The organism is Streptomyces vietnamensis (genome assembly GCF_000830005.1).
Lineage (GTDB): Bacteria > Actinomycetota > Actinomycetes > Streptomycetales > Streptomycetaceae > Streptomyces > Streptomyces vietnamensis.
On the sequence record NZ_CP010407.1, the window covers coordinates 2,551,635 to 2,570,542 of the forward strand.

Genomic DNA, 18,908 nt, shown 5'->3' on the forward strand with positions numbered 1-18,908 from the left:
CCCGCTCCGTAGCGTCGTACCCATGAAGAACGAGACAGCGGTCGCCTTCACCGGAGTCACCCGGTCCTTCGGACCGGTCCGCGCCGTGGACGGCATCGACCTCACCATCCGGCGCGGCGAGACCGTCGCCCTGCTCGGCCGCAACGGCGCCGGCAAGTCCACCACCATCGGCCTGCTCCTCGGCCTCGACGAGCCCGAGAACGGCGAGGTCCGGCTCTTCGGCGGCACCCCGGCCCAAGCCGTCGCCGCCGGCCGGGTCGGCGCGATGCTCCAGGACGGCCGCCCGGTCCCCCGGGTCACCGTCCGCGAGCTCGTCGCCTTCGTCGCCCGGACCTACCCGAAGCCCATGCCGGTCTCCGAGGCCCTCGCGCTCGCCGACCTCACCGACCTCGCCGGCCGCCGGGTCGACCGGCTCTCCGGCGGCCAGGTCCAGCGCGTCCGCTTCGCCGTCGCCCTCGTCGGCAACCCCGAGCTGATCGTCCTCGACGAGCCCACCGCCGCCCTCGACGTCGAGGCCCGCGAGCTCTTCTGGGAGTCGATGCGGGGCTACGCCCGGCGCGGCAACACGGTCCTGTTCTCCACCCACTACCTGGAGGAGGCCGACGCCAGCGCCGACCGGATCGTCGTCATCGACTCCGGCCGCGTCCTCGCCGACGGCACCAGCAAGCAGCTCAAGCGCGCCGCCGGCGGCAGCCTCGTCTCCTTCGACCTGGCCGGCGCCCCCAGCGAGGGCCTGGACCTGCTCCCCGGGGTGACCGCCGTCGAGATCCGCGGCGACCGCGCCCGGCTGCACACCGACGACTCCGACGCGACCGTCCGCGCACTCGCCGACCGGGACGCGATCCGGGGCCTCGAAGTCGCCCCCGTGTCCCTCAACGACGCCTTCCTCACCCTCACCGCGCACGCCCCGGCCGCGCAGGCCCCCGCCCTGGAGACGACCCGATGATCACCGAGTACGTACGCCTCGAAGTCCGCCGCACCCTGCGCGACACCGGCTTCGCCATCGGCACCATCGCCGTCCCGGTGATGATGTACCTCCTCTTCACCAACCTCGGCGGCCAGAACGAACCGGAGTGGAAGGCCGCCTCCATGGTCGGCATGGCGGCGTACGGAGCGCTCGGCGCCGCCCTGTCGATCGGCACCGGCGTCGCCGAGGACAAGGGCTCCGGCTGGCTGCGGCAGCTGCGGATCACCCCGATGTCCCCGCGCCAGGTCGTCACCGGCCGCGCCCTGACCGGCTCGGTCGTGGTGCTCCCGGCGATCCTCGGAGTCCTCCTCGCCGGCGGCCTGTTCAACGACGTCCACCTCGCGGCCTGGCAGTGGGCCGTGGTCGCGCTCACCCTCTGGCTCGGCTCGCTCCCCTTCACCCTCCTCGGCATCGGCAACGGCTACCGTCTCACCGCGCAGACGACGGGCGTCGCGAACATCGCCTGCAACCTGGGCCTCGCGGTCCTCGGCGGCCTGTGGTTCCCGGTGAGCCTCTTCCCCGGCTGGCTGCGCGCCCTCTCCGAGTACACCCCGACCAACCGCTTCGCCGAGATCGGCGTCTCGGTCACCACCGGGCACGCCCCGGGCGTGACGGCACTCGCGATCATCGCGGTCTGGGCGGCCCTGTTCGGCACGTACGCGGCGGTCTCGTACCGTCGTTCGGCACGGACCGCGTGAGCGAGCGGGGACAGGGGACACGGGGATGAAGGACGTCTGGGAAGTGTGGACCGGAGCCGCCAAGGAGCGGGCCGGGGGCCGGAGGGAGCGGGCCCGGATCCGGGCCGGCGTCCGGAAGGAACGGGGGCCGAACGGGCTGAGCCTCCTCCCCTGGCTCCTGATGGGCCTGGGCGCACTGTCCCACCTCATCGAGGGCGGGGCCCCCAACCCCTGGCTCGGCGGGCTCGGCCTCCTCGCCTTCAACACCCTCTACATCGCGATCGTCTTCCGCGCCTTCGACCGGCGCCGCCGCGAGTCGCCCGCCACCTGGGCCCTCCTCGTCGCCCTCGGGGCGCTGACCTTCGCCCTCGCCATCGGCTACGGCCGGGAGTGGCTGCTCCTCTTCCCGCTCCTGGGCCTCGCGGTCGGCGCGGTGGTACGGGGCAGGGAGCGGCTGCGGTTCATCGTCTTCCCGCTGGTCGCGGCGGTCGGGGTGGTGACGTACTGGCGCGACGGCTGGGACTCGCTCGGCGTCGTGTACGGCACGTTCATCTCCGTCATGGTGACGGCGGCGATCCTCGCCCTGGACGAGACGGTCCGGGAACTGCGCGAGACCCGCGAGGAGCTGGCCCGTACGGCCGTCGAGAAGGAACGGCTGCGGTTCTCCCGCGACCTGCACGACCTGCTCGGCCACACGCTGTCGGTGATCGTGGTGAAGTCGGAGGTCGTACGGCGGCTCGCCCCGCGCGACCTGGACGCGGCGCTCGCGCAGGTCGCGGACATCGAGTCCGTGGGCCGCCAGGCGCTGACCGAGATCCGCGAGGCGGTCACCGGCTACCGCGAGGGCAGCCTCGCCACCGAGCTCGACCGGGCGCGCGACGCGCTCTCCACCGCCGGCATCGAACCGGTCGTACGCCGCTCGGGACCGCTCCTCGAACCCGCGACGGAGGCCCTGCTGAGCTGGGTGGTCCGCGAGTCCGCGACCAACGCGATCCGGCACAGCGGCGCCGCCCGCTGCGAGATCACCCTCTCCGGCACCGCCGAACGGGTCCGCCTCACGGTCACCGACGACGGCCACGGCCCGGCGACCACGGGCACCCCGGGGAGCGGCCTGCGCGGCCTGCACGAGCGGCTCGCCGCGGCAGGCGGCACTCTTGAGTCGGGGCCCGCTCCGCGCGGCGGGTTCCGGGTCACCGCGGAACTCCCCGTGGAGGCCCCCGTACAGCACCAGGGGGAGCCCGCCGAATGATCAGACTTCTGCTCGCCGAGGACCAGGGCATGATGCGCGGGGCACTGGCCCTGCTGCTCGGCATGGAGCACGACATCGAGGTGGTCGCGCAGGTCGGGCGGGGGGACGAGATCGTCGACGCGGCGCTCGTCGCACGCCCGGACGTGGCCCTCCTCGACATCGAACTGCCGGGACGTTCGGGGCTCGACGCGGCGGCGGACCTGCGGGACGAGGTCCCGGACTGCCGGGTCCTCATCCTCACCACCTTCGGCCGACCGGGTTATCTGCGGCGGGCGATGGAGGCGGGCGCGGCGGGCTTCCTCGTGAAGGACGGCCCCGTGGAGGACCTGGCCGAGGCGGTGCGGCAGGCGCTGCGGGGCGAGACGGTCATCGACCCGGCGCTCGCGGCGGCGGCCCTCAGCGCGGGCCCGAACCCGCTGACGGGGCGTGAGCGGGACGCCCTGGCAGCCTCGGTGGACGGCGCGACGATCGCGGACATCGCCGCGACCCTCCACCTCTCGGAGTCGACCGTACGGAACTACCTGTCCTCCGCGATCGGCAAGACGGGCACGCGGAACCGGATGGAGGCGGTGCGGGCGGCGCGCCAGAAGGGCTGGCTCTAGACCTTGGTGCTGCTCTTCGCGGAGCCCTTCGGGAGCCAGAGCAGCATCAGCAGGGCCGCGCCGACGAGGACGGCCGTCGAGACGCGGAAGGCCGCCGCGTAACCGGCGGTGAGGCCGGCGGGGGTCGCGGTCGGGCCCGTGACGGCGGTCGCGAGCGTGGTCAGGACCGCGATGCCGAGGGCACCGCCCATGGTGCGGGAGGTGTTGACGAGGCCGGAGACGAGGCCCGCGTCGCCCGGGGCGGCGCTGGAGGTGGCGAGGGTGGCCAGCGGGGTGGTGGCCAGGCCGATGCCGCCCATCATCAGGATCCCGGGGCCGAGGATCGTCGTCAGGAAGTCGCCGTCGACGGTCATCGTGGACTGCCAGGCGAAGCCGCCGGCCCCGATGAGCGCGCCCGTCACGGCGAGGTTGCGGGCGCCGACGGCCGGCATCAGACGCGGGGCCAGCTTCGAGCCGAGGACGACGCTGAGGGAGCTGGGGACGAGCGCCAGGCCGGCCTGCAGCGGGCTGTAGTCGAGGACGCTCTGCGCGTACGTCGTCATGAAGAACCACATGCCGAACGAGCTCGAACCGCACAGCAGGATCCCCACGTTGGCCGCCGACACCGCCCGCGTACGGAACAGCTTCAGCGGCATCAGCGGGGCCGCCGTGCGGGCCTCGACGGTCACGAAGACGGCGAGGAGTGCAAGGCCGCCGAGGAGCGTCAGGAGCGTCGCCGGGTCGGTCCAGCCGGCCTCCTCGGTCTGGACGATGCCGTACGCGAGGGTGGCGAGGCCCGCCGTGACGAGGACCGCGCCCGGCAGGTCGAGGCGGCGGCCGGCGCCGGTGCGGCTCTCGCGGAGCCAGTACACCGCGCCGGCCAGGACGACGACCCCGATCGGGACGTTGATGAGGAGCACCCAGCGCCAGGACAGCAGGTCGACGAGGAGCCCGCCGACGAAGCCGCCCGCCGCGCCGCCGGCCGCGCCCACCGCCGTCCAGGTGGCGATGGCCCGGGTCCTGGCGGGTCCGACCGCGACGGCGCCGGTGACCAGGGTCAGCGTGGCCGGTGAGAGGACGGCCGCGCCGAGGCCCTGGACCGCACGGCCCGCGACGAGCTGCCAGCCCTCCTGGGCGAGACCGCCCGCGACCGAGGCGGCGGTGAAGAGACCGAGCCCGAGCAGGAACATCGCCTTGCGCCCGTAGAGGTCGGCGGCCCGCCCGCCGAGCAGCATGAACCCGGCGAAGGCGATCGCGTACGCGCTGATCACCCACTGCAGGCCGGCCGCCGAGAGCCCGAGGTCGGACCGCATCGACGGCAGTGCCACGTTCACGACGGAGACGTCGAGGACGACGAGGAACTGCCCCGCGCAGGCGGTCAGGACGACCGCCCAGGGGCGGGGGGAGAGTCGGGGGGCGGAGGACGTGGTCGTGGTGGCGGAGTCGGTCTGCGGCATGGATGTGATGGTCGCAGACCGCTTCAGCCCCGTACATACGGCGTGGGTCCTAGGGCCGCGGCCCGGACTCGGCCCCTCGGACCTACGCCGCCCGACGCCGTGTCCCGCCCCTCGGGGATCACGCCTTCCGCAGCAGCGTCACCACCGCGGCCCCGCCCAGGCCGATGTTGTGGGCGAGCCCGACCCGCGCCCCCGCGACCTGCCGGGCCCCCGCCTCGCCGCGCAGCTGCCAGACCAGTTCGGCGGCCTGGGCAAGACCGGTCGCGCCGAGCGGGTGGCCCTTGGAGATGAGGCCGCCGGAGGGGTTCACGACCCAGCGCCCGCCGTACGTGGTGGCGCCGGACTCGACGAGCTTGCCGGAGGCGCCCTCCTCGCACATGCCGAGCGCCTCGTAGGTGAGCAGCTCGTTGATGGAGAAGCAGTCGTGGAGTTCGACGACGTCGACGTCCTCGATGCCGAGGCCTGAGCGTTCGTACGCGAGGCGGGCGGCGGCCCGGGACATCGGGCGGCCGACGGCGTCGATGCAGGAGCCGGAGGCGAAGGACTCCTCGGTGTCGGTGGTCATCGCCTGCCCGGCGATCTCCACGGCCCGCCCCCGCAGCCCGTGTTCGTCGACGAAGCGCTCGGAGACGACGACGGCGGCGGCCGCGCCGTCGGAGGTGGGCGAGCACTGGAGCTTGGTGAGCGGCCGGTGGACGGTCTTCGCGGCGAGGATCTCGTCGACGGTGTAGACGTCCTGGAACTGGGCGTTGGGGTTGTTCGCCGAGTGCTGGTGGTTCTTGGCGCCGACGGCCGCGAGCTGCACCTCAGTGGTCCCGTACCGCTCCATGTGCTCGCGGGCGGCGTTGCCGAAGATCTGGGCGGTGGGAGGACTGGCCTCGAAGCCGTGACGGGCTGCCATGATGCCGTAGTGCCGGGCGACGGGCGAGGTCTTGAAGTCGCCCGCGCCCGCGCCGCCGCCGAGCGAGCCCCGCGCCATCTTCTCGAACCCGAGGGCGAGGACGCAGTCGGCGATGCCGCCCTCGACGAACTGCCGGGCGGTCATGAGGGCGGTGGAGCCGGTGGCGCAGTTGTTGTTGAGGTTGTAGACGGGGATGCCGGTGAGCCCGAGCTCGTACACGGCGCGCTGTCCCGCGGTGGAGGCCTGGAAGCAGTAGCCGACGGCGGCCTGCTCCACGCGCGCGTAGGGGACGCCGGCGTCGGTGAGGGCGGCGGTGCCCGCCTCCTCGGCCATGTCCCAGTACTGCCAGTCCCGGGTCTCCGGCTTCTCGAACTTCGTCATGCCGACGCCGACGACATACGCCTTGCCCATTTCCGAGTTCCCCCTCAGTCCTTCGGGAGGCCGAGCAGGCGCTCGGCGACGACATTGAGCTGTACCTGGGTGGTGCCGCCCGCGATGGTGAGGCAGCGGGACATGAGCAGGCCGTGGACGGCCCGTTCGCCGGGGCCCTCGCGCACGGCGCCCTCGGGGCCGCGGAGTTCGAGGGTGAGTTCGGCGAGTTTCTGCTGGTGGAGGGTCTGGACGAGTTTGCGGACGCTGGCGCCCGCGCCGGGTTCGAGGCCGGACACCTGGAGCAGGGTGGTGCGAAGACCGATGCACGCGAGCGCGTGCGCCTCGGCGAGCAGGGCCCCGATCCGTACGCGTACGGAGCTGTCGACCCGGTCCGCCTGGGCGATGACGGCTTCGAGGCCGGTGTCGAAGGCGACCTGGTCGGCCATGTGGACGCGTTCGTTGCCGAGGGTGTTGCGGGCGACCCGCCAGCCGTCGTTCACCTCGCCGACGACGGCGTCGGCGGGCAGGAGGGCGTCGTCGAACCAGACCTCGTTGAAGAGGGAGTCCCCGGTGATCTCCTTGAGCGGCCGGATGTCGATGCCGGGGGTGTTCTTCATGTCGACGAGGAAGTAGGTGAGCCCCTGGTGCTTGGGGGCGGTGGGGTCGGTGCGGGCGAGCAGGATGCCGTGGTGGGCCCACTGGGCGGCGCTCGTCCACACCTTCTGCCCGTTGATCCGCCAGCGCCCGTCCTCCGTCCGCTCCGCGCGCGTGCGGAGGGAGGCGAGGTCGGAGCCGGCTTCGGGCTCGGAGAAGAGCTGGCACCAGAGGCGCTCGCCGCGCAGGGTCGGGGCGAGGTGCTCGGCCTGCTGCTCGGGGGTGCCGTGGGCGAGGAGCGAGGGGACGACCCAGGTGGCGATGCCGAGTCCGGAGAGGCTGATCCCGGCCTCGTCGAGCTCCCGCTGGACGGCGAGCTGCTGGAGGGGGCCCGCGCCGAGCCCGTACGGCTCCGGGAGGTGCGGGGCGGCGTAGCCGGTGGGGGCGAGGGCGCGCCGGGCGGCGGCCGGGTCGAGCCCGGCGGCGGGGGCGACGGCCTCGCGGGCCGCGCGGCGGTACGCGTCGGCCTCGGGCGGCAGGTCGAGGCGGAGGCCGCGCCGGACGCCGGCGGCGGCGTGCCGGAGGGCGGCGAGCCGGTGGTGGTCGCCGGTGCCGAGGAGCTGGCGGGCGACGAGGGCGCGGCGCAGCAGCAGGTGGGCGTCGTGCTCCCAGGTGAAGCCGGTGCCGCCGAGGATCTGGATGCAGTCCTTGGCGCAGGTGTAGGCGGTGTCGAGGGCGGTGGCGGCGGCGAGCGCGGCGGTGAGGGAGCGGGCCTCGTCCTGGCCGGCGCGGGCGGCGTCCCAGGTGAGGGCGCGGGCCTGTTCGAGCCGGACGAGCATGTCGGCGCAGAGGTGTTTGACGCCCTGGAACTGTCCGATGGGCCGGCCGAACTGTTCGCGGGTGCGGGCGTGTTCGGCGGCGGTCTCGACGGCGCGGGCGGCGGTGCCGCAGGCGTCGGCGGCGAAGAGGACGGCGGCGAGGTCGTGGACGACTCCGGCTTCGAGGCCGAGCTCGCGCTCGGCCGGTACGTGGGCGGCGCGGGCGGTGATCTCGGCGGTGGGCCGGGTGGGGTCGGCGCTCTCGTGGGGCCGGACGGCGAGGCCCTCGGTGTCGGCGGCGAGCCAGACGGAGCCGTCGGCGGTGGCGGCCCGGAGGAGGACGAGGTCGGCCTGGGCGCCGCCGAGGACGGGGGGCGCGGTGCCGTCGAGGAGCCAGCCGCTCGCGGTGCGGACGGCGGTGAGGGTGCCGGTGCCGCCGAGGGCGACGGCCCCGATCCGCTCCCCACGCGCGAGCGTGCCGGCCGTTTCGTGCCGCCCGGCGCGGTGGAGGACCTCGGCGGCGAGCACGGAGGGCAGGTAGGGCCCGGGCAGCAGGGCCCGCGCCGCCTCCTCCACGACGACGGCGAGGTCCCCGAGGTCGCCGCCCCCTCCGCCGTGCTCCTCGGGGAGGTGCAGGCCGAGGAGCCCCTGCTCGGCGGCGGCGTCCCAGTACGGGGGGCGGCTTGTGGCGGTGTCGGGGACGTCCAGGTGCTTGCGGACTTCCTCGGGGGGTACGGCGCGGGTGAGCCAGCCCCGGACGGATCGGGCGAGCTCCCGCTGTTCGTGCGTGATGGCGATGCCCATGGGGCGCAGACTAGAACACGTTCCATTCTGACGGAAGGTCAGAAACCTGATTCGAGAAAACCTGCATGACGCAGAGAAACCGGGGTAGAGTCTTCTGCGTAGCACAGAGAATGCATTGCACAGCAAATATCCCAGGGGGAACCATGCTCACCGTCGCCGCCATGGGCCGCCCGGTCTCCTACGAGGAGGTCCCCCTCGCCCATGTCCGCACCCGGTCCACGGACCTGGCCGCGATGTTCTCCTACTTCACCACGACCGGCCTCGACGTCGACGTCACCGGCCTGCGCCGCGAGTTCCCCGAGGTCGGCTGGCACGGTTTCGACGACTGGGCGCGGACGCAGGACTGGACGTCGATACTGACGCCGGAACCGTCCGACCGCTGAGACCCCTCACCACCGTCTGGAGAACCCCGCATGGAGCACAAGCCCAACACCATGCCCCCCATCGGCTTCCTGCTGAACCGCACCGACAAGGCCCTCACGCGTGTCATGGACGGCACGCTCGGGGAGTTCGGCCTCACCCGCGTCGCCTGGCAGGTCCTGAACATGGTCAAGAAGGAAGACGGGATCACCGACGCCGAGGTCCTGAAGATCCTCTCGGCCAACGCCGACGCCCCCACCCTGACCGCCGCCATCGAGACGACCCTCGCCGGAGGCTGGACGTCCCGCCCGGCCTCCGGGCAGCTCGCCCTCACCCCGGACGGCGCCGCCCGCCTGGCCGAGGTGGCGGACCACGTGAAGGCGTTCCGCACCCGCTCCGTCGACGGCATCACCCCGGAGGAGTACGGGACCGCCGTCCGCGTCCTGGAGCGCATGATCGAGAACCTCGAAGACACCCGGCCCTGAAGGCGAAGGGCCGAGTCGGTCAGCCGCGCATGATCTTCACCTTCTCCGGGCCACAGCCGATCCGCTCCGTCTCCGCCGCCACGTAGGCGGGGAGCAGCGAGCGCGTCAGGTCGAAGGCGACGTCGTCGATCGCACGCTTCTGCTCCACGAGGAAGACCACCGAACCCTTCGGACACTTCGCCTTGTAGGCGGCGCGCGTCTCGCTCAGCGAGCCGTAGCCCTTGGGGCCCTGGACGCGCGCACCGCCCCGCATGACGTCCTGCGCGAACAGGTCGACGAGCCCGGGATCCACCACCGTCGTGAACCGCAGGTAGGTGTTGGGCTGTTGGCCGCCGACCTCGCAGACCCGGGCGGGGCCGCCGAAGCCACCGAACCGCTCGCTGGAGAGCGCTTCACGCCGCTCGGCGGAGAAACCGGCGGGCAGAGCGAAGCCCTTGATCCCGCAGAGCGTGCCCGCCCGCGTCTCCTCCCAGCCGGCCACCGCCGGAAGTGTGCCGGGCAACGGGTAGGACGCGGTGCAACCGAGGGCGCGCATCGCGCCGTTCGCGGCGTCCACGGCCGTCCGCGCCAGCGCGGCGCGGTCCTCCTCCCAGCCGGGCAGTTCGGGCCGGCGGTCGATGCCGGCCCGGCCCAGGGCCACGTCGACGACCGTCGAGGCGGTGAAATCGCGCGGCTTGCCGGTGCAGCTCTCGGGGAACGCCACCCAGGCGCGGGACGCGTTCGCCATGCCGGGCACCCCCTTGCCGAGCGGCACCATGTCCGGTTCCAGGTACTCGGCGGGCCAGCGGTGGCCGTCCATGCCGTACAGCCCGTCGAGCTCGTGGACCCGGATCGAGATCCGGCTGCGCACCTCCCCGTCCTTGAGGCCCGACACCCGGCACTCCCCGTAGGCCAGGTCCCGATCACGCCAGTCGCGCCCCAGCTTCTGCTCCTCGGCACGGATCTCGCGGTCCTCACCGAAGAGCGCGGTCACGGTCCCTTCGCTCAGCGAGTCCCAGCAGGGGGCGGGACCGTCGACCAGGGGCAGCGTGTCGGTCCGCCAGGCGACGGTGCCGGCGCCGAGCAGAACACCGACGAGCCCGGCGACGACCGAGACGCGGGCGGTACGGCTCCGGATCACCCGCCGCACCCACGACACCTCTCGCGTCTGCTGTGCCACCTCGGCCTGCTCGTCCACGTCCGACCTCCCCGTCGCGTCCCGTACCGCCCGTCCCGGCGGCCCGAAGAGCCTAGACCGGCAGGCGGGGGGCGTTGTCAGTGGTGACTGTCACGCTGTCGGTACAACTGGGCTACAGAGAGAGCGAGCACGCCATGGGTACGTGGGACATCGGCCCCTTCGACAACGACACCGCCGCCGACTTCTCGTACCGGGTGGACGAAGCCCCGGTGGAGAAGAAGGCGGAGGTGCTGCGCACGTCCTTCCGCGAGGTGATCGAGACCGGCGGCGAGTACCTCGACTCGGACCTGGCCGTGGAGGCGATCGCCTCGGCGGCCCTGCTCGCGGCGCAGTGCCCGGGCGGGGAGCCGGTCACGACCTCGTACGGCCCGAAGAAGCCGCTGGGCGTGCTGCCCGAGGAGCTGCGCCCGGCGGCGGTCGAGGCCCTGGACCGGGTGCTCACCGAGCCGTCCGAACTCCTGGAGCTCTGGGAGGAGTCGGACGGCGAGGAGTGGAAGGTGGGGGTGCTGAAGCTGCGGGGCGTGCTGGTCGGGAGCTGAGCGACCGCCCCCCGTCCACCTACTGTGGAAGGGGGGACACACGTACGAGAACGGGGGGTCCATGGACGTGCGGACGTGGGGGCTGGTCATGGAGGTGACCGTGGGGCTCGGGGAGCGCAAGCACACGGAGGCCTACGTGATGGCGCACGTCTCCGGGTCGCGCGAGGACGCGTTGGAGGAGCTGGAGCGCCGGGCGCGGAGCTTCACACCGGAGCATCCCCGAAGTCCCAAGCGCCGTCGGCTCCTCCGGAAGGACGACGGGTTCCTGCTCGTCGTGGACGGAGCGTGGCAGTCGTACGTCACCCGGTTCACGGTGGCGGAGCTGCTGGAGGATTCCGCCGCGCCGAAGCCCGCGCCCGAACCGGAGCCCGCACCCGAACCCCCGGCTCCGGAGCCGGAGTCCGCGGCGGCGGAACCGGAACCCGAGCCGGAACCCGAGCCGGACGTCGAGCGGTACGCGGACGGGGTGCCGGTCAGACCGGCGTGGCTGGGCCGCGACGACCTGCCCTGAGGACGTCGCCGGCCGGCGGGGACTACGCTCCCGCCATGTCGAGCATGCGTGCGGTGATCCTGGACCATCGGCGGGCCGACGGCCTGCCCCCGTACGAGCGGCCCCGTCCCGGCACGCCGCTCGCCCGCCGGGACGGGATCGCCGTCCACGGCCGGCCCCGTGCGGTCACCGGCGTCGGCGCCGACGGCCGCACCCTGTGGAAGCACTCCTTCTCCGGGCGGCCGAACGCGGCGCACATCTCGGGCGGCCGGGTCCTCGTCACCACCGACTCGCTGGAGTACACGGCGTGGGGCCACCTCGGCCCGGCGCTCCTCCTCGACCTCGCCGACGGGCGGCTGGTCGCCGAGCTGCGCGGGGCGCGCGGGGCGGCACGCGGCGGCGGCCGGTTCCTGCTGGGCCTGGAGGGCTACGGCATCTTCGAGACGCGGGAGTACGACCGCGACGGCGACGAGACCGACCTGTGGCCCTCGTACGGGCACTACGTCGTCGGCAGCGGCGTCCGGGTCGTGGAGGCGGACCGGACCACCCCGACGAAGAACCGGGTCGTACGGCTCCTGCCCGGCGGCGTCGTCACGCCCGGCCCCCAGCTGTCCGACCCGCAGCCGCCGAAGCCGGTCGTCCTCCCGGACGGGACCGTGCTGGTGCTCGACGGCGGGGTGCTCCGGGCGGTGGGACGGGACCTCGGCACGACCGTCCTCGCGAAGCTGAAGGACGTCGGCGACGGCCGGGCGATACGGACCCTGCACCAGGACCAGGAAGGCAGGATCGTCGCGAGCATCGCGGAGCCGCACGCGACCGACCCGGCGAAGTACACGGTCGACACCTGGACCCTCCGCCTGTCCCCTACCGGCGCCTGAACCGGAGGACGACTGCGGCGACGGTCGCGGCCACGGCGGTGACCGCGAGGACGAGGAGCCCCGGGTTGACCCACCACGGGACGATCTCCTCGCCCTGGCAGACCAGGCTGACGGGCAGGGCGCTGCTGGAGTCCGGCATGACCTTCGCGCCCGCGTTGAACCAGCACGTGTCCTCCGGGAAGAGGGACGGCAGGTAGGTCAGGCCGTACACGTGCAGCACGCCGCCCGCGAGGTAGGCGAGCCCGGCGATCCAGGCGGCCTTCCTGGCGGGTGAGCGGCGGGGGCGGGGTGAGGGCGGCAGGCCGCCGGCCTCCCGCCGGGCCCGGGCCAGTCCCACGTACGTGATCCCCGCCCACGTCGGCAGGACGAGGGCGAGGATCACCATTCCTATGAGGGTCGCCACGGTCAGCTGCCGATGCGCCCCTGGGCGGCGGCGCTCACGAAGGCCGTGAAGGCGGCGGGGGTGGCGAGGAAGGCGGGGCCTTCGGGGTTCTTGGAGTCGCGAACGGCGATGTGGGCGGAGAGGTCGGCGACCTCGATGCACTCGCCGCCGTTGTCACCGCTGTACGAGGACTTACGCCAGTGCGCTCCCGCCAGGCTCTGGTTGGTCTCCATAGTGTTCCTCCATGACGCGGGTGATCAGCGCGGACGAGTCCTCCACCGAGAGAGCGGCCGCTCGGAGGTGATCGTAACGGAGCGACCCCTCCTTGAACGCGGCCGAGTTCACGGTCATATGCCCCTGGACGAAGTCCTCGGTGTAGACGAGGTCGGGGTCGTCCTCGAAGCGGAGGAGAGTGAAGGAGCCGTGCGATCCCGCGTGCGCCCCGACCTCGAACGGGAGGATCTGGAGCTTCACCCACTCGCGTTCCTGCACGCCCAACAGGTGGGCCAGTTGCTGCCGCATCACCTCTCGCCCGCCGATCTCCTGGCGCAGTGCTGCCTCGCTCATGACGGCCCAGAACAGGGGCGGGTGCTCGCGGTCCATGATCCGCTGGCGCTCGATGCGCGCGGCGACCAGACCGTCGAGGTCGCTCTCGAACCTGGCGCCCATGAGAGCGCGGGCGTACTCCTCCGTCTGAAGCAGGCCGTGCACCAACTGTGCCTGGAAGGTGCAGAGGTACGTCGCCTTCGCCTCCATCTCCGCGTACGGTCTGAACCACGTCGGCAGTTGGCTCCTCAGTACCAACCCCACCAGCCGCGTGAAGAACCCGCCCGTCAGCAGCGCGGCATCCACCCGCTCCGAGAACTCCCTGGTCGGGACCTTTCTCGCCGTCTCGATCTGGCCGACGAGCGAGCCGGTGCAGAAGAGGATCTCGCCCAGTTGTGACTGGCTGAGCCCGGCGCCCTCTCTCAGACGGCGGAGTTCCGAACCGTAGTAGTCCAGCGGCGAGGCGCTCGGATCCAGGTTGCGGATATTGACCACGGCGAGGTCACCCCCTAGCAGACGCACGAAGGCGTTGTGTTCAGGCCGTAGCCGAGCGTAACGAAGTCGCTCCACCCTGGTGGCATGAATGATGCAACTGACCTCCGTCCTGCGGAAGTTACCCACAGCTACCGGATGGGGTTCACCGTCGGTGAGCACTCCGCGGGTCACATGCGTCGCATCCTGCGCATGTTCCTCACGCGTTGGGAGCTCGACCAGCTGTCCGATTCCGCGACCCTCGCGCTCACCGAGCTCGTCGCGAACGTCGTCCGGCACGTGCCAGGCCGCCGGTGTTCCGTGCTGCTGCTGCGGGAGCCGTACGGGCTCCGGGTCGAGGTCGCGGACGCCGTTGCCGGGACGCTCATCGCCAAGGCCGCCGATCCGCTGGACGAGAGCGGCCGGGGGCTTGCGCTGGTGGAGGCCGTGACGGAGCGGTGGGGGGTCGATGAGAAGGGGGACGGGAAGACGGTGTGGTTCGAGTGCGACGAGTAGGGCACCATGGGCGGCCACAGACGCGTACCCGCCAGTAGGAGTGACCATGTCCGAGCCCTCGCCCGAGATCCTTGCCGCCTTCGAGGCCGCGAAGGGGTTCATGCCCGTCGGGGAGGGGCTCGCGCTGTACGGGGCGGCCGTCGAGGCCGCGAAGCTGGGGCTGCCGCTGCTTGAGGTCGGGACGTACTGCGGGCGGTCGACGATCCTGCTCGCGGACGCGGCCCGGCAGGCGGGGACGGTCGCGGTGACCGTGGACCACCACCGGGGCAGCGAGGAGCAGCAGCCGGGCTGGGAGTACCACGACGAGAGCGTGGTGGACCCGGAGGTGGGGCTGATGGACACCCTGCCGACCTTCCGCCGGACGCTCCACAAGGCGGGGCTTGAGGAGCACGTCATCGCGATCGTCGGCCGTTCGCCGCTGGTCGCGAAGACCTGGGGCGGGCAGCTCGGGTTCGTGTTCATCGACGGCGGGCACACCGACGAGCACGCCACGAACGACTACGAGGGCTGGGCCCCCAAGGTCGCCCCCGGGGGCCTGCTCGTCATCCACGACGTCTTCCCGAACCCGGAGGACGGCGGCCAGGCGCCGTACCGGATCTACCTCCGCGCGCTCGAGTCGGGTGACTTCGAGGAGGTCTCGGTCACCGACTCGCTGCGGGTCCTGCGTCGTCGTTGACCGTTCCCGTCACCGTGAAGGCGACCGAGTAGGTCAGCGTCTCCTCGCTGTCCAGGTGGGCGAGGAAGACCTCGACCGCCCGGGAGGCCGCCTCCGCCGAGCCGAGCGCGCGGGCGATCAGCGGGCGGGCGATGTCGAGCTTGAGCGCCCACTGCTCGCGCTCCACCGGGTCGATCCGGCCGGCGATCAGGTGGTACGGGTCGACCCGTACGTCCAGGTCGGTGAGGCCGGCCCGGCGGGCGAGGGCGAAGAGCCGGCGCCCGGTGTGCGGGTCGAACCCGGCCGCCGCGAGGGCCTCGGTCACCGGGTCGAGGAGCGCGCGCAGTTCGGGGCCGACGGGGTCGTGCCAGACGAGCTGCCCGTCGAGGTCGAAGAGCACGACCCGGCCGCCGGGGCGGGTGACGCGGGCCATCTCGGCGACGGCCTTCTCGCGCTCGGCGACGTACTGGAGCATGAGCCGCGAGTAGACCAGGTCGAAGGAGCCGTCCTCGAAGGGGAGCGCGCGGGCGTCCCCGGTGCGGCGGACCAGGGCGTCGCCCGCCGGGTTCCCGGTGCCGGCGGCGAGCCGGTCGGGGTTGCCGTCGAAGGCCGTGACCTCCGCCTCCGGCCGGGCGCGGTGGACGGCCTCCGCGATGTGGCCGGGGCCCGCGCCGACGTCGAGGACGCGCCCCGCGCCGGCGGGCAGGACCGGGCCCAGGTACTCCCGTACCCAGTCGTCGGCGTCGACCTTCGCGACGAGCCGGCCGGCCTCGCGCCGGTCCTCCATCAGGTACGGGACGCTCACGGGTTCCTCCTCGGGTTCTGCCCCCGGCCGCGCAGGCGGCTCGCGTAGAGGCGGTCGATGTGCCGGTGGACGTCGGGGTACGCCTCGGCGAGCCAGATGGCGCGGGTGTACGGCCGGACGGCTTCGGCGCCCGCCCGGACCAGCCGGTCCATCGGCGTCTCCCCGGCCACGGGGACGCAGCCGGGTTCGAAGTCCTTGTAGGCGGTGCTCGCGGCGGCGATCAGCGCGTCGAGCGCCCGCTGCGCCTCGGTCTCGTCGAGTTCGGGCGAGACGAGTACGTCGCAACGGTTCTCCAGGAAGGAGAAGTTGAAGCCGAGCGGGCCGCGGTAGGCGAGCGCGGCGGCCCGGAGCCGGCCGGTGGCGTCGTACTGCACGAAGATCCGCCGGTGGCGACGCAGTCCGACGAGCCGGTAGAGCCGGTCGACGTCGTGGAGCAGCAGGTCGTCCCGGTCGAGGCCCTCGGCGCGTACGAACACCTCGCCCCGGCAGGCGCGGGCGAGCTCGGCGAGTTCGGGGCAGGCCCCGCCGTCGAGCTCGCCGACCGGCCGGTCGGCGCCTTCCCCGAGGTTCTCGGCGAGGTCCAGCGGCACCATCACGTACTCGCCGGGGACGGTGAGGGCGAGCTCGGGGCCGATGCTGTCGGTCATGCCGCCGAAGGCGAGGGCGGCGAAGCGGTTGCCCGGGCTGAACCAGTTCTGCTGGGCGACGTCCCGCCACTCCCCCATCCGCACGGCCTGCGCGGCCAGCATCACGGCCCGGCCGCCGAGCAGGGTGCCGGAGCTGACCAGGTGCTGGGTCTGCCAGCCCGCGTGGGTGGACCGCCAGGAGGAGAGGGAGGCCCAGCCGCCGTCGGGCTCCTCGTAGCTGATCACGAGGTGCAGGAGTTCACCGGCGCGGCGGGCCCGCTCCCAGTTCTCCAGGATCAGCGACCGGTAGGGGGCGAGCCTGGCCCGCTTGGCGGGGTAGAGGAAGCGGGAGCTCTCGTACCGCTCGAAGAGCTCGGCCGGGGGCTGCGCGTTCACCCGGCAGCCGAAGTCGGACCAGGTTAAGGGGGAGGCCGGGCGGCCCGGGGTGGGCGGGCGCCCGGTGTCGCGGTCCAGGACCGCCGTGCTGTTCATCCGTCTGTTTCCGTCCTGAGGACTCGGAGGGTCGGACGATCTTGGAAGGCCCAAGATCACCGACACTCCAACGGCCGTCTCCTCGAAAGGTGACGGCCGCCGGGATGAACATCAATTGTCCGTCGGGACGGTCAGAACAGTGAGGTCACGTACAGGCAGTTGGTGTAGCTGTAGCCCGGTTCGATCTTCGTCCTGCTCGACTTGGTGTCGCCCGCCGTGGAGGTGCCGGTGGCCGCGCGCTTCTGGAGGAAGTGGTAGTCGCCGGCGGGGAGCAGGAGGGTCGCCTTCGGGTACTTCGAGGACGGCCCCGAGCAGGCCTTGATCTTCGGGGAGTTGACGAGCAGCGGGGTCTGGTACTTCTTGCAGGTCCCGCACGCCTTGAGGGTGACCCTGCCGGTCATCGGGCCCGTGTAGAGCAGTTCGACCTCGCCGGGGCCGTCGTTGCTGACCACCATGATCATCCGCTCGCCGCCGGGGACGTCGGCCGGGGGCAGGCTCTTGCCGGCCGCGGGCTCCTCCTCGGCGATCTCGGCGGCGATGGCGATCGAGCGGGCGTGGGCGGCCTGCGGGCTGTTCGGGTACGTCTTGGCGTAGTCGGTCATGGTCGTGACCGCGCTGCTGAACTCCTTGTCCTTGAACTGGTCGGTGCCGCAGGCGAAGTCGCCCTTCTGGACCGCGGCCGCCGTCTCCTTCGCCGCGCCTTCGAGGGACGGGTCCGGCATGTTGTCGAGGGAGGAGCGCAGGGCGCGCAGCTGGGCGGTCGCGTCGCAGGGCTCGGAGCCGGTGAGGGCGGTCGTCCGGGTCTTGACGGCCGCACGGACGGCCGGTTCGACCTTGGCCGCCTGGGCGGACTGAGGGAAGGTGTCGAGGAGCTCGTTGAGGCTCTCGCTCGCCGGCGGGTTCGCCGTCTGCACGCCGAGCGCCGCCGTACCGCATTCGTAGAGCGACTCGGCGAGCGGCTCGTCCGTCTTGGCGGGCCGGGAGCCGAGGAGGTCCTTGTCCACGGTGGCGGGGAGCTCCCGCAGGTGCTTGAGCGGCGCTATGGCCGCGCAGTACTGCTTGTGCTCGTACGGGGCGGAGACCGTCTTGTAGTACGCGTCGAGGCGGTCGGGGACGAGCTTTCCGGCCCGTGAGCCGGCGTGCTTCGTGCCGAGGTCCTCATAGGCGCTGAGCGCCTTGCGGAAGGTCGGCTCGGCCTTGTCGAAGGCGAGGCCGTCGGCGGACTTCACCAGCGCGTCCGCCGCCGCGAGCAGTTCCAGCATCGCCTGCTCCTTCGCCTCGTCGCGGGCCGCGCCGTACGCGAGGGAGCCTCCGGCGGGCACGGCGAGCAGGACGAGGGCGAGCGGCAGCGCGAGGCGCCGGAAGGAGGCGCCTATCCGGAGGGTGGCGCGCAGTCCGCGGCGGGCGCCGTCGGCGGCGACGGCGAGCAGGAAGACGCCGTAGCCGACGAGGAGGCCGGAGGGGACGCCGTCGACGTCGGCGGGGAGCGCGACCACGAGCAGGGCGGCGGTGGCGAGCCAGCAGAGCGCGGCGCCGACCCAGTTGCGCAGGAGGACGTAGCCGAGACCGAGGCAGGAGAGGTTGAGCAGGCCGATCATGGCGGCCTGCGCCGGGTTCGCGTCGCCGGGGGGCTGCGCGGGCGGCGGGGGGCCGTAACCGGGCGGCGGCCCGAAACCGGGCGGGGCGCCGGGCGGCGGCGGCACGGTCCCGCCCCCCGCCCAGCCGGGCGCGGCCGCGGGCCCGGCCGCGGCACCGGCCATGGCCGCGAGCGGAGCCGCCTCGGGCGGAGTGGCGCCGGACGGAGTGGCGCCGGCTCCCGCGCCGGGCGGAGTGGCCCCGGCCCCCGCGCCGGGCGGTGGCCCGAAGGCGAGCGTGGGCGGGGCCGCGGGAGTCGGCGTCGCCGCAGGCGGGGCAGCGGCGGGCTGGGCCGACTCGGCCCCCGCCCCGGCCCCCGCGCCGAAGGCGAGCGTGGGCGCTCCCGCGCCCGGAGCGGCGGGAGCCGCCGGGGCCCCGGAACCGGCCGGGGCCGCGGGAGCCGGGGCCGGAGTGGCGGCGGGCGGGGCCGC

Annotated in this window: 21 protein-coding genes; 11 read left to right on the forward strand and 10 right to left on the reverse strand. The window is 73.2% G+C overall.

Features of this window, described 5'->3' with window-relative positions; all coding sequences use genetic code 11:
• The first annotated feature begins 22 nt into the window (after positions 1-22).
• From SVTN_RS11255 to SVTN_RS11270, 4 genes are read left to right on the forward strand one after another with little or no spacing between them, the layout of a single operon-like run.
• Positions 23-946 carry an ABC transporter ATP-binding protein gene (locus tag SVTN_RS11255; protein WP_041128970.1) on the forward strand — a complete coding sequence of 308 codons (924 nt, stop codon included), beginning with the start codon at positions 23-25 and terminating at the stop codon, positions 944-946.
• Positions 943-1,665, forward strand: a complete 723-nt coding sequence (locus tag SVTN_RS11260) for an ABC transporter permease (protein WP_425428959.1) — start codon at positions 943-945, stop codon at positions 1,663-1,665. Before SVTN_RS11255 ends, SVTN_RS11260 begins: the two co-directional genes overlap by 4 nt.
• A gap of 25 nt (positions 1,666-1,690) precedes the next feature.
• The gene (locus SVTN_RS11265; RefSeq protein ID WP_052499056.1) at positions 1,691-2,893 is read left to right on the forward strand and encodes a sensor histidine kinase; all 1,203 of its coding nucleotides are present in this window, start codon (positions 1,691-1,693) and stop codon (positions 2,891-2,893) included.
• The gene (locus SVTN_RS11270) at positions 2,890-3,495 is read left to right on the forward strand and encodes a response regulator transcription factor (RefSeq protein ID WP_041128971.1); all 606 of its coding nucleotides are present in this window, start codon (positions 2,890-2,892) and stop codon (positions 3,493-3,495) included. The genes SVTN_RS11265 and SVTN_RS11270 overlap by 4 nt, the downstream gene beginning before the upstream one ends.
• Here SVTN_RS11270 and SVTN_RS11275 read toward each other — a convergent pair.
• The 3 genes from SVTN_RS11275 to SVTN_RS11285 form a co-directional block, all read right to left on the reverse strand.
• Complete coding sequence (locus SVTN_RS11275; protein WP_041128972.1) at positions 3,492-4,931, reverse strand: MFS transporter; 1,440 nt, start codon at positions 4,929-4,931, stop codon at positions 3,492-3,494. The two genes, SVTN_RS11270 and SVTN_RS11275, sit on opposite strands and share 4 nt — an antisense overlap.
• 118 nt (positions 4,932-5,049) lie before the next feature.
• Positions 5,050-6,243: a lipid-transfer protein gene (locus SVTN_RS11280; protein ID WP_041128973.1), complete on the reverse strand. Its 1,194-nt coding sequence runs from the start codon at positions 6,241-6,243 to the stop codon at positions 5,050-5,052.
• A 14-nt stretch (positions 6,244-6,257) separates the two neighbouring features.
• Positions 6,258-8,420, reverse strand: coding sequence for an acyl-CoA dehydrogenase family protein (locus SVTN_RS11285; RefSeq protein WP_041128974.1), 2,163 nt, complete (start codon positions 8,418-8,420; stop codon positions 6,258-6,260).
• A 143-nt stretch (positions 8,421-8,563) separates the two neighbouring features.
• Between SVTN_RS11285 and SVTN_RS11290 the strand changes: the two genes are divergently transcribed.
• Both SVTN_RS11290 and SVTN_RS11295 read left to right on the forward strand, forming a co-directional pair.
• A complete protein-coding gene (locus SVTN_RS11290) occupies positions 8,564-8,803 on the forward strand; it encodes a hypothetical protein (RefSeq protein WP_041128975.1) in 240 nt (79 codons plus the stop codon).
• A 30-nt stretch (positions 8,804-8,833) separates the two neighbouring features.
• Positions 8,834-9,265: a MarR family winged helix-turn-helix transcriptional regulator gene (locus SVTN_RS11295; protein ID WP_041128976.1), complete on the forward strand. Its 432-nt coding sequence runs from the start codon at positions 8,834-8,836 to the stop codon at positions 9,263-9,265.
• Between the two features lie 19 nt (positions 9,266-9,284).
• Here SVTN_RS11295 and SVTN_RS11300 read toward each other — a convergent pair whose 3' ends face one another.
• On the reverse strand, positions 9,285-10,442 hold the full coding sequence (locus SVTN_RS11300; RefSeq protein ID WP_052499057.1) for a hypothetical protein: 1,158 nt from the start codon (positions 10,440-10,442) through the stop codon (positions 9,285-9,287).
• A gap of 134 nt (positions 10,443-10,576) precedes the next feature.
• On the opposite strand from SVTN_RS11300, the gene SVTN_RS11305 reads away from it, so the two are divergent.
• The 3 genes from SVTN_RS11305 to SVTN_RS11315 all read left to right on the forward strand — a co-directional run bounded on the left by SVTN_RS11305 (position 10,577) and on the right by SVTN_RS11315 (position 12,349).
• The gene (locus tag SVTN_RS11305) at positions 10,577-10,981 is read left to right on the forward strand and encodes a DUF4259 domain-containing protein (protein WP_041128977.1); all 405 of its coding nucleotides are present in this window, start codon (positions 10,577-10,579) and stop codon (positions 10,979-10,981) included.
• A 61-nt stretch (positions 10,982-11,042) separates the two neighbouring features.
• Positions 11,043-11,492, forward strand: coding sequence for a hypothetical protein (locus SVTN_RS44205; RefSeq protein WP_041128978.1), 450 nt, complete (start codon positions 11,043-11,045; stop codon positions 11,490-11,492).
• Between the two features lie 35 nt (positions 11,493-11,527).
• Positions 11,528-12,349 carry a hypothetical protein gene (locus tag SVTN_RS11315; RefSeq protein WP_052499058.1) on the forward strand — a complete coding sequence of 274 codons (822 nt, stop codon included), beginning with the start codon at positions 11,528-11,530 and terminating at the stop codon, positions 12,347-12,349.
• Here SVTN_RS11315 and SVTN_RS11320 read toward each other — a convergent pair.
• Genes SVTN_RS11320 through SVTN_RS11330 form a run of 3 tightly spaced genes read right to left on the reverse strand, consistent with a single transcriptional unit; the run spans position 12,336 to position 13,772 of the window.
• Complete coding sequence (locus tag SVTN_RS11320; RefSeq protein ID WP_041128979.1) at positions 12,336-12,734, reverse strand: hypothetical protein; 399 nt, start codon at positions 12,732-12,734, stop codon at positions 12,336-12,338. The two genes, SVTN_RS11315 and SVTN_RS11320, sit on opposite strands and share 14 nt — an antisense overlap.
• Before the next feature lie 20 nt (positions 12,735-12,754).
• Positions 12,755-12,964 (reverse strand): DUF397 domain-containing protein, encoded by a 210-nt coding sequence (locus tag SVTN_RS11325; protein WP_041128980.1) that lies wholly within the window; start codon positions 12,962-12,964, stop codon positions 12,755-12,757.
• On the reverse strand, positions 12,924-13,772 hold the full coding sequence (locus tag SVTN_RS11330; RefSeq protein ID WP_041133789.1) for a helix-turn-helix domain-containing protein: 849 nt from the start codon (positions 13,770-13,772) through the stop codon (positions 12,924-12,926). The genes SVTN_RS11325 and SVTN_RS11330 overlap by 41 nt, the downstream gene beginning before the upstream one ends.
• A 189-nt stretch (positions 13,773-13,961) precedes the next feature.
• On the opposite strand from SVTN_RS11330, the gene SVTN_RS11335 reads away from it, so the two are divergent.
• Both SVTN_RS11335 and SVTN_RS11340 read left to right on the forward strand, forming a co-directional pair.
• The gene (locus SVTN_RS11335) at positions 13,962-14,264 is read left to right on the forward strand and encodes an ATP-binding protein (protein WP_342669674.1); all 303 of its coding nucleotides are present in this window, start codon (positions 13,962-13,964) and stop codon (positions 14,262-14,264) included.
• A gap of 46 nt (positions 14,265-14,310) precedes the next feature.
• On the forward strand, positions 14,311-14,940 hold the full coding sequence (locus tag SVTN_RS11340) for a class I SAM-dependent methyltransferase (protein WP_041128982.1): 630 nt from the start codon (positions 14,311-14,313) through the stop codon (positions 14,938-14,940).
• Here SVTN_RS11340 and SVTN_RS40960 read toward each other — a convergent pair.
• The 3 genes from SVTN_RS40960 to SVTN_RS11360 form a co-directional block, all read right to left on the reverse strand.
• A complete protein-coding gene (locus SVTN_RS40960; RefSeq protein ID WP_052499059.1) occupies positions 14,906-15,724 on the reverse strand; it encodes a methyltransferase domain-containing protein in 819 nt (272 codons plus the stop codon). The two genes, SVTN_RS11340 and SVTN_RS40960, sit on opposite strands and share 35 nt — an antisense overlap.
• Positions 15,721-16,842, reverse strand: coding sequence for a hypothetical protein (locus SVTN_RS40965; RefSeq protein ID WP_052499060.1), 1,122 nt, complete (start codon positions 16,840-16,842; stop codon positions 15,721-15,723). Before SVTN_RS40965 ends, SVTN_RS40960 begins: the two co-directional genes overlap by 4 nt.
• A 131-nt stretch (positions 16,843-16,973) precedes the next feature.
• The gene (locus tag SVTN_RS11360) at positions 16,974-18,602 is read right to left on the reverse strand and encodes a tol-pal system YbgF family protein (protein WP_245727500.1); all 1,629 of its coding nucleotides are present in this window, start codon (positions 18,600-18,602) and stop codon (positions 16,974-16,976) included.
• Positions 18,603-18,908 lie beyond the last annotated feature (306 nt).

Excerpts from the sequence above, each read along its gene's own strand:
- SVTN_RS11320 (WP_041128979.1), bottom strand. The coding sequence starts at position 12,734 with ATGGTGATCCTCGCCCTCGTCCTGCCGACGTGGGCGGGGATCACGTAC.
- SVTN_RS11285 (WP_041128974.1), bottom strand. The coding sequence starts at position 8,420 with ATGGGCATCGCCATCACGCACGAACAGCGGGAGCTCGCCCGATCCGTC.
- SVTN_RS11255 (WP_041128970.1), top strand. The coding sequence starts at position 23 with ATGAAGAACGAGACAGCGGTCGCCTTCACCGGAGTCACCCGGTCCTTC.
- SVTN_RS11295 (WP_041128976.1), top strand. The coding sequence starts at position 8,834 with ATGGAGCACAAGCCCAACACCATGCCCCCCATCGGCTTCCTGCTGAAC.
- SVTN_RS11270 (WP_041128971.1), top strand. The coding sequence starts at position 2,890 with ATGATCAGACTTCTGCTCGCCGAGGACCAGGGCATGATGCGCGGGGCA.
- SVTN_RS11305 (WP_041128977.1), top strand. The coding sequence starts at position 10,577 with ATGGGTACGTGGGACATCGGCCCCTTCGACAACGACACCGCCGCCGAC.
- SVTN_RS11275 (WP_041128972.1), bottom strand. The coding sequence starts at position 4,931 with ATGCCGCAGACCGACTCCGCCACCACGACCACGTCCTCCGCCCCCCGA.
- SVTN_RS11360 (WP_245727500.1), bottom strand. The coding sequence starts at position 18,602 with ATGGCCGGTGCCGCGGCCGGGCCCGCGGCCGCGCCCGGCTGGGCGGGG.
- SVTN_RS11260 (WP_425428959.1), top strand. The coding sequence starts at position 943 with ATGATCACCGAGTACGTACGCCTCGAAGTCCGCCGCACCCTGCGCGAC.
- SVTN_RS11340 (WP_041128982.1), top strand. The coding sequence starts at position 14,311 with ATGTCCGAGCCCTCGCCCGAGATCCTTGCCGCCTTCGAGGCCGCGAAG.
- SVTN_RS11280 (WP_041128973.1), bottom strand. The coding sequence starts at position 6,243 with ATGGGCAAGGCGTATGTCGTCGGCGTCGGCATGACGAAGTTCGAGAAG.
- SVTN_RS40965 (WP_052499060.1), bottom strand. The coding sequence starts at position 16,842 with ATGAACAGCACGGCGGTCCTGGACCGCGACACCGGGCGCCCGCCCACC.
- SVTN_RS11335 (WP_342669674.1), top strand. The coding sequence starts at position 13,962 with ATGTTCCTCACGCGTTGGGAGCTCGACCAGCTGTCCGATTCCGCGACC.
- SVTN_RS11325 (WP_041128980.1), bottom strand. The coding sequence starts at position 12,964 with ATGGAGACCAACCAGAGCCTGGCGGGAGCGCACTGGCGTAAGTCCTCG.
- SVTN_RS11315 (WP_052499058.1), top strand. The coding sequence starts at position 11,528 with ATGTCGAGCATGCGTGCGGTGATCCTGGACCATCGGCGGGCCGACGGC.
- SVTN_RS44205 (WP_041128978.1), top strand. The coding sequence starts at position 11,043 with ATGGACGTGCGGACGTGGGGGCTGGTCATGGAGGTGACCGTGGGGCTC.
- SVTN_RS11290 (WP_041128975.1), top strand. The coding sequence starts at position 8,564 with ATGCTCACCGTCGCCGCCATGGGCCGCCCGGTCTCCTACGAGGAGGTC.
- SVTN_RS11265 (WP_052499056.1), top strand. The coding sequence starts at position 1,691 with ATGAAGGACGTCTGGGAAGTGTGGACCGGAGCCGCCAAGGAGCGGGCC.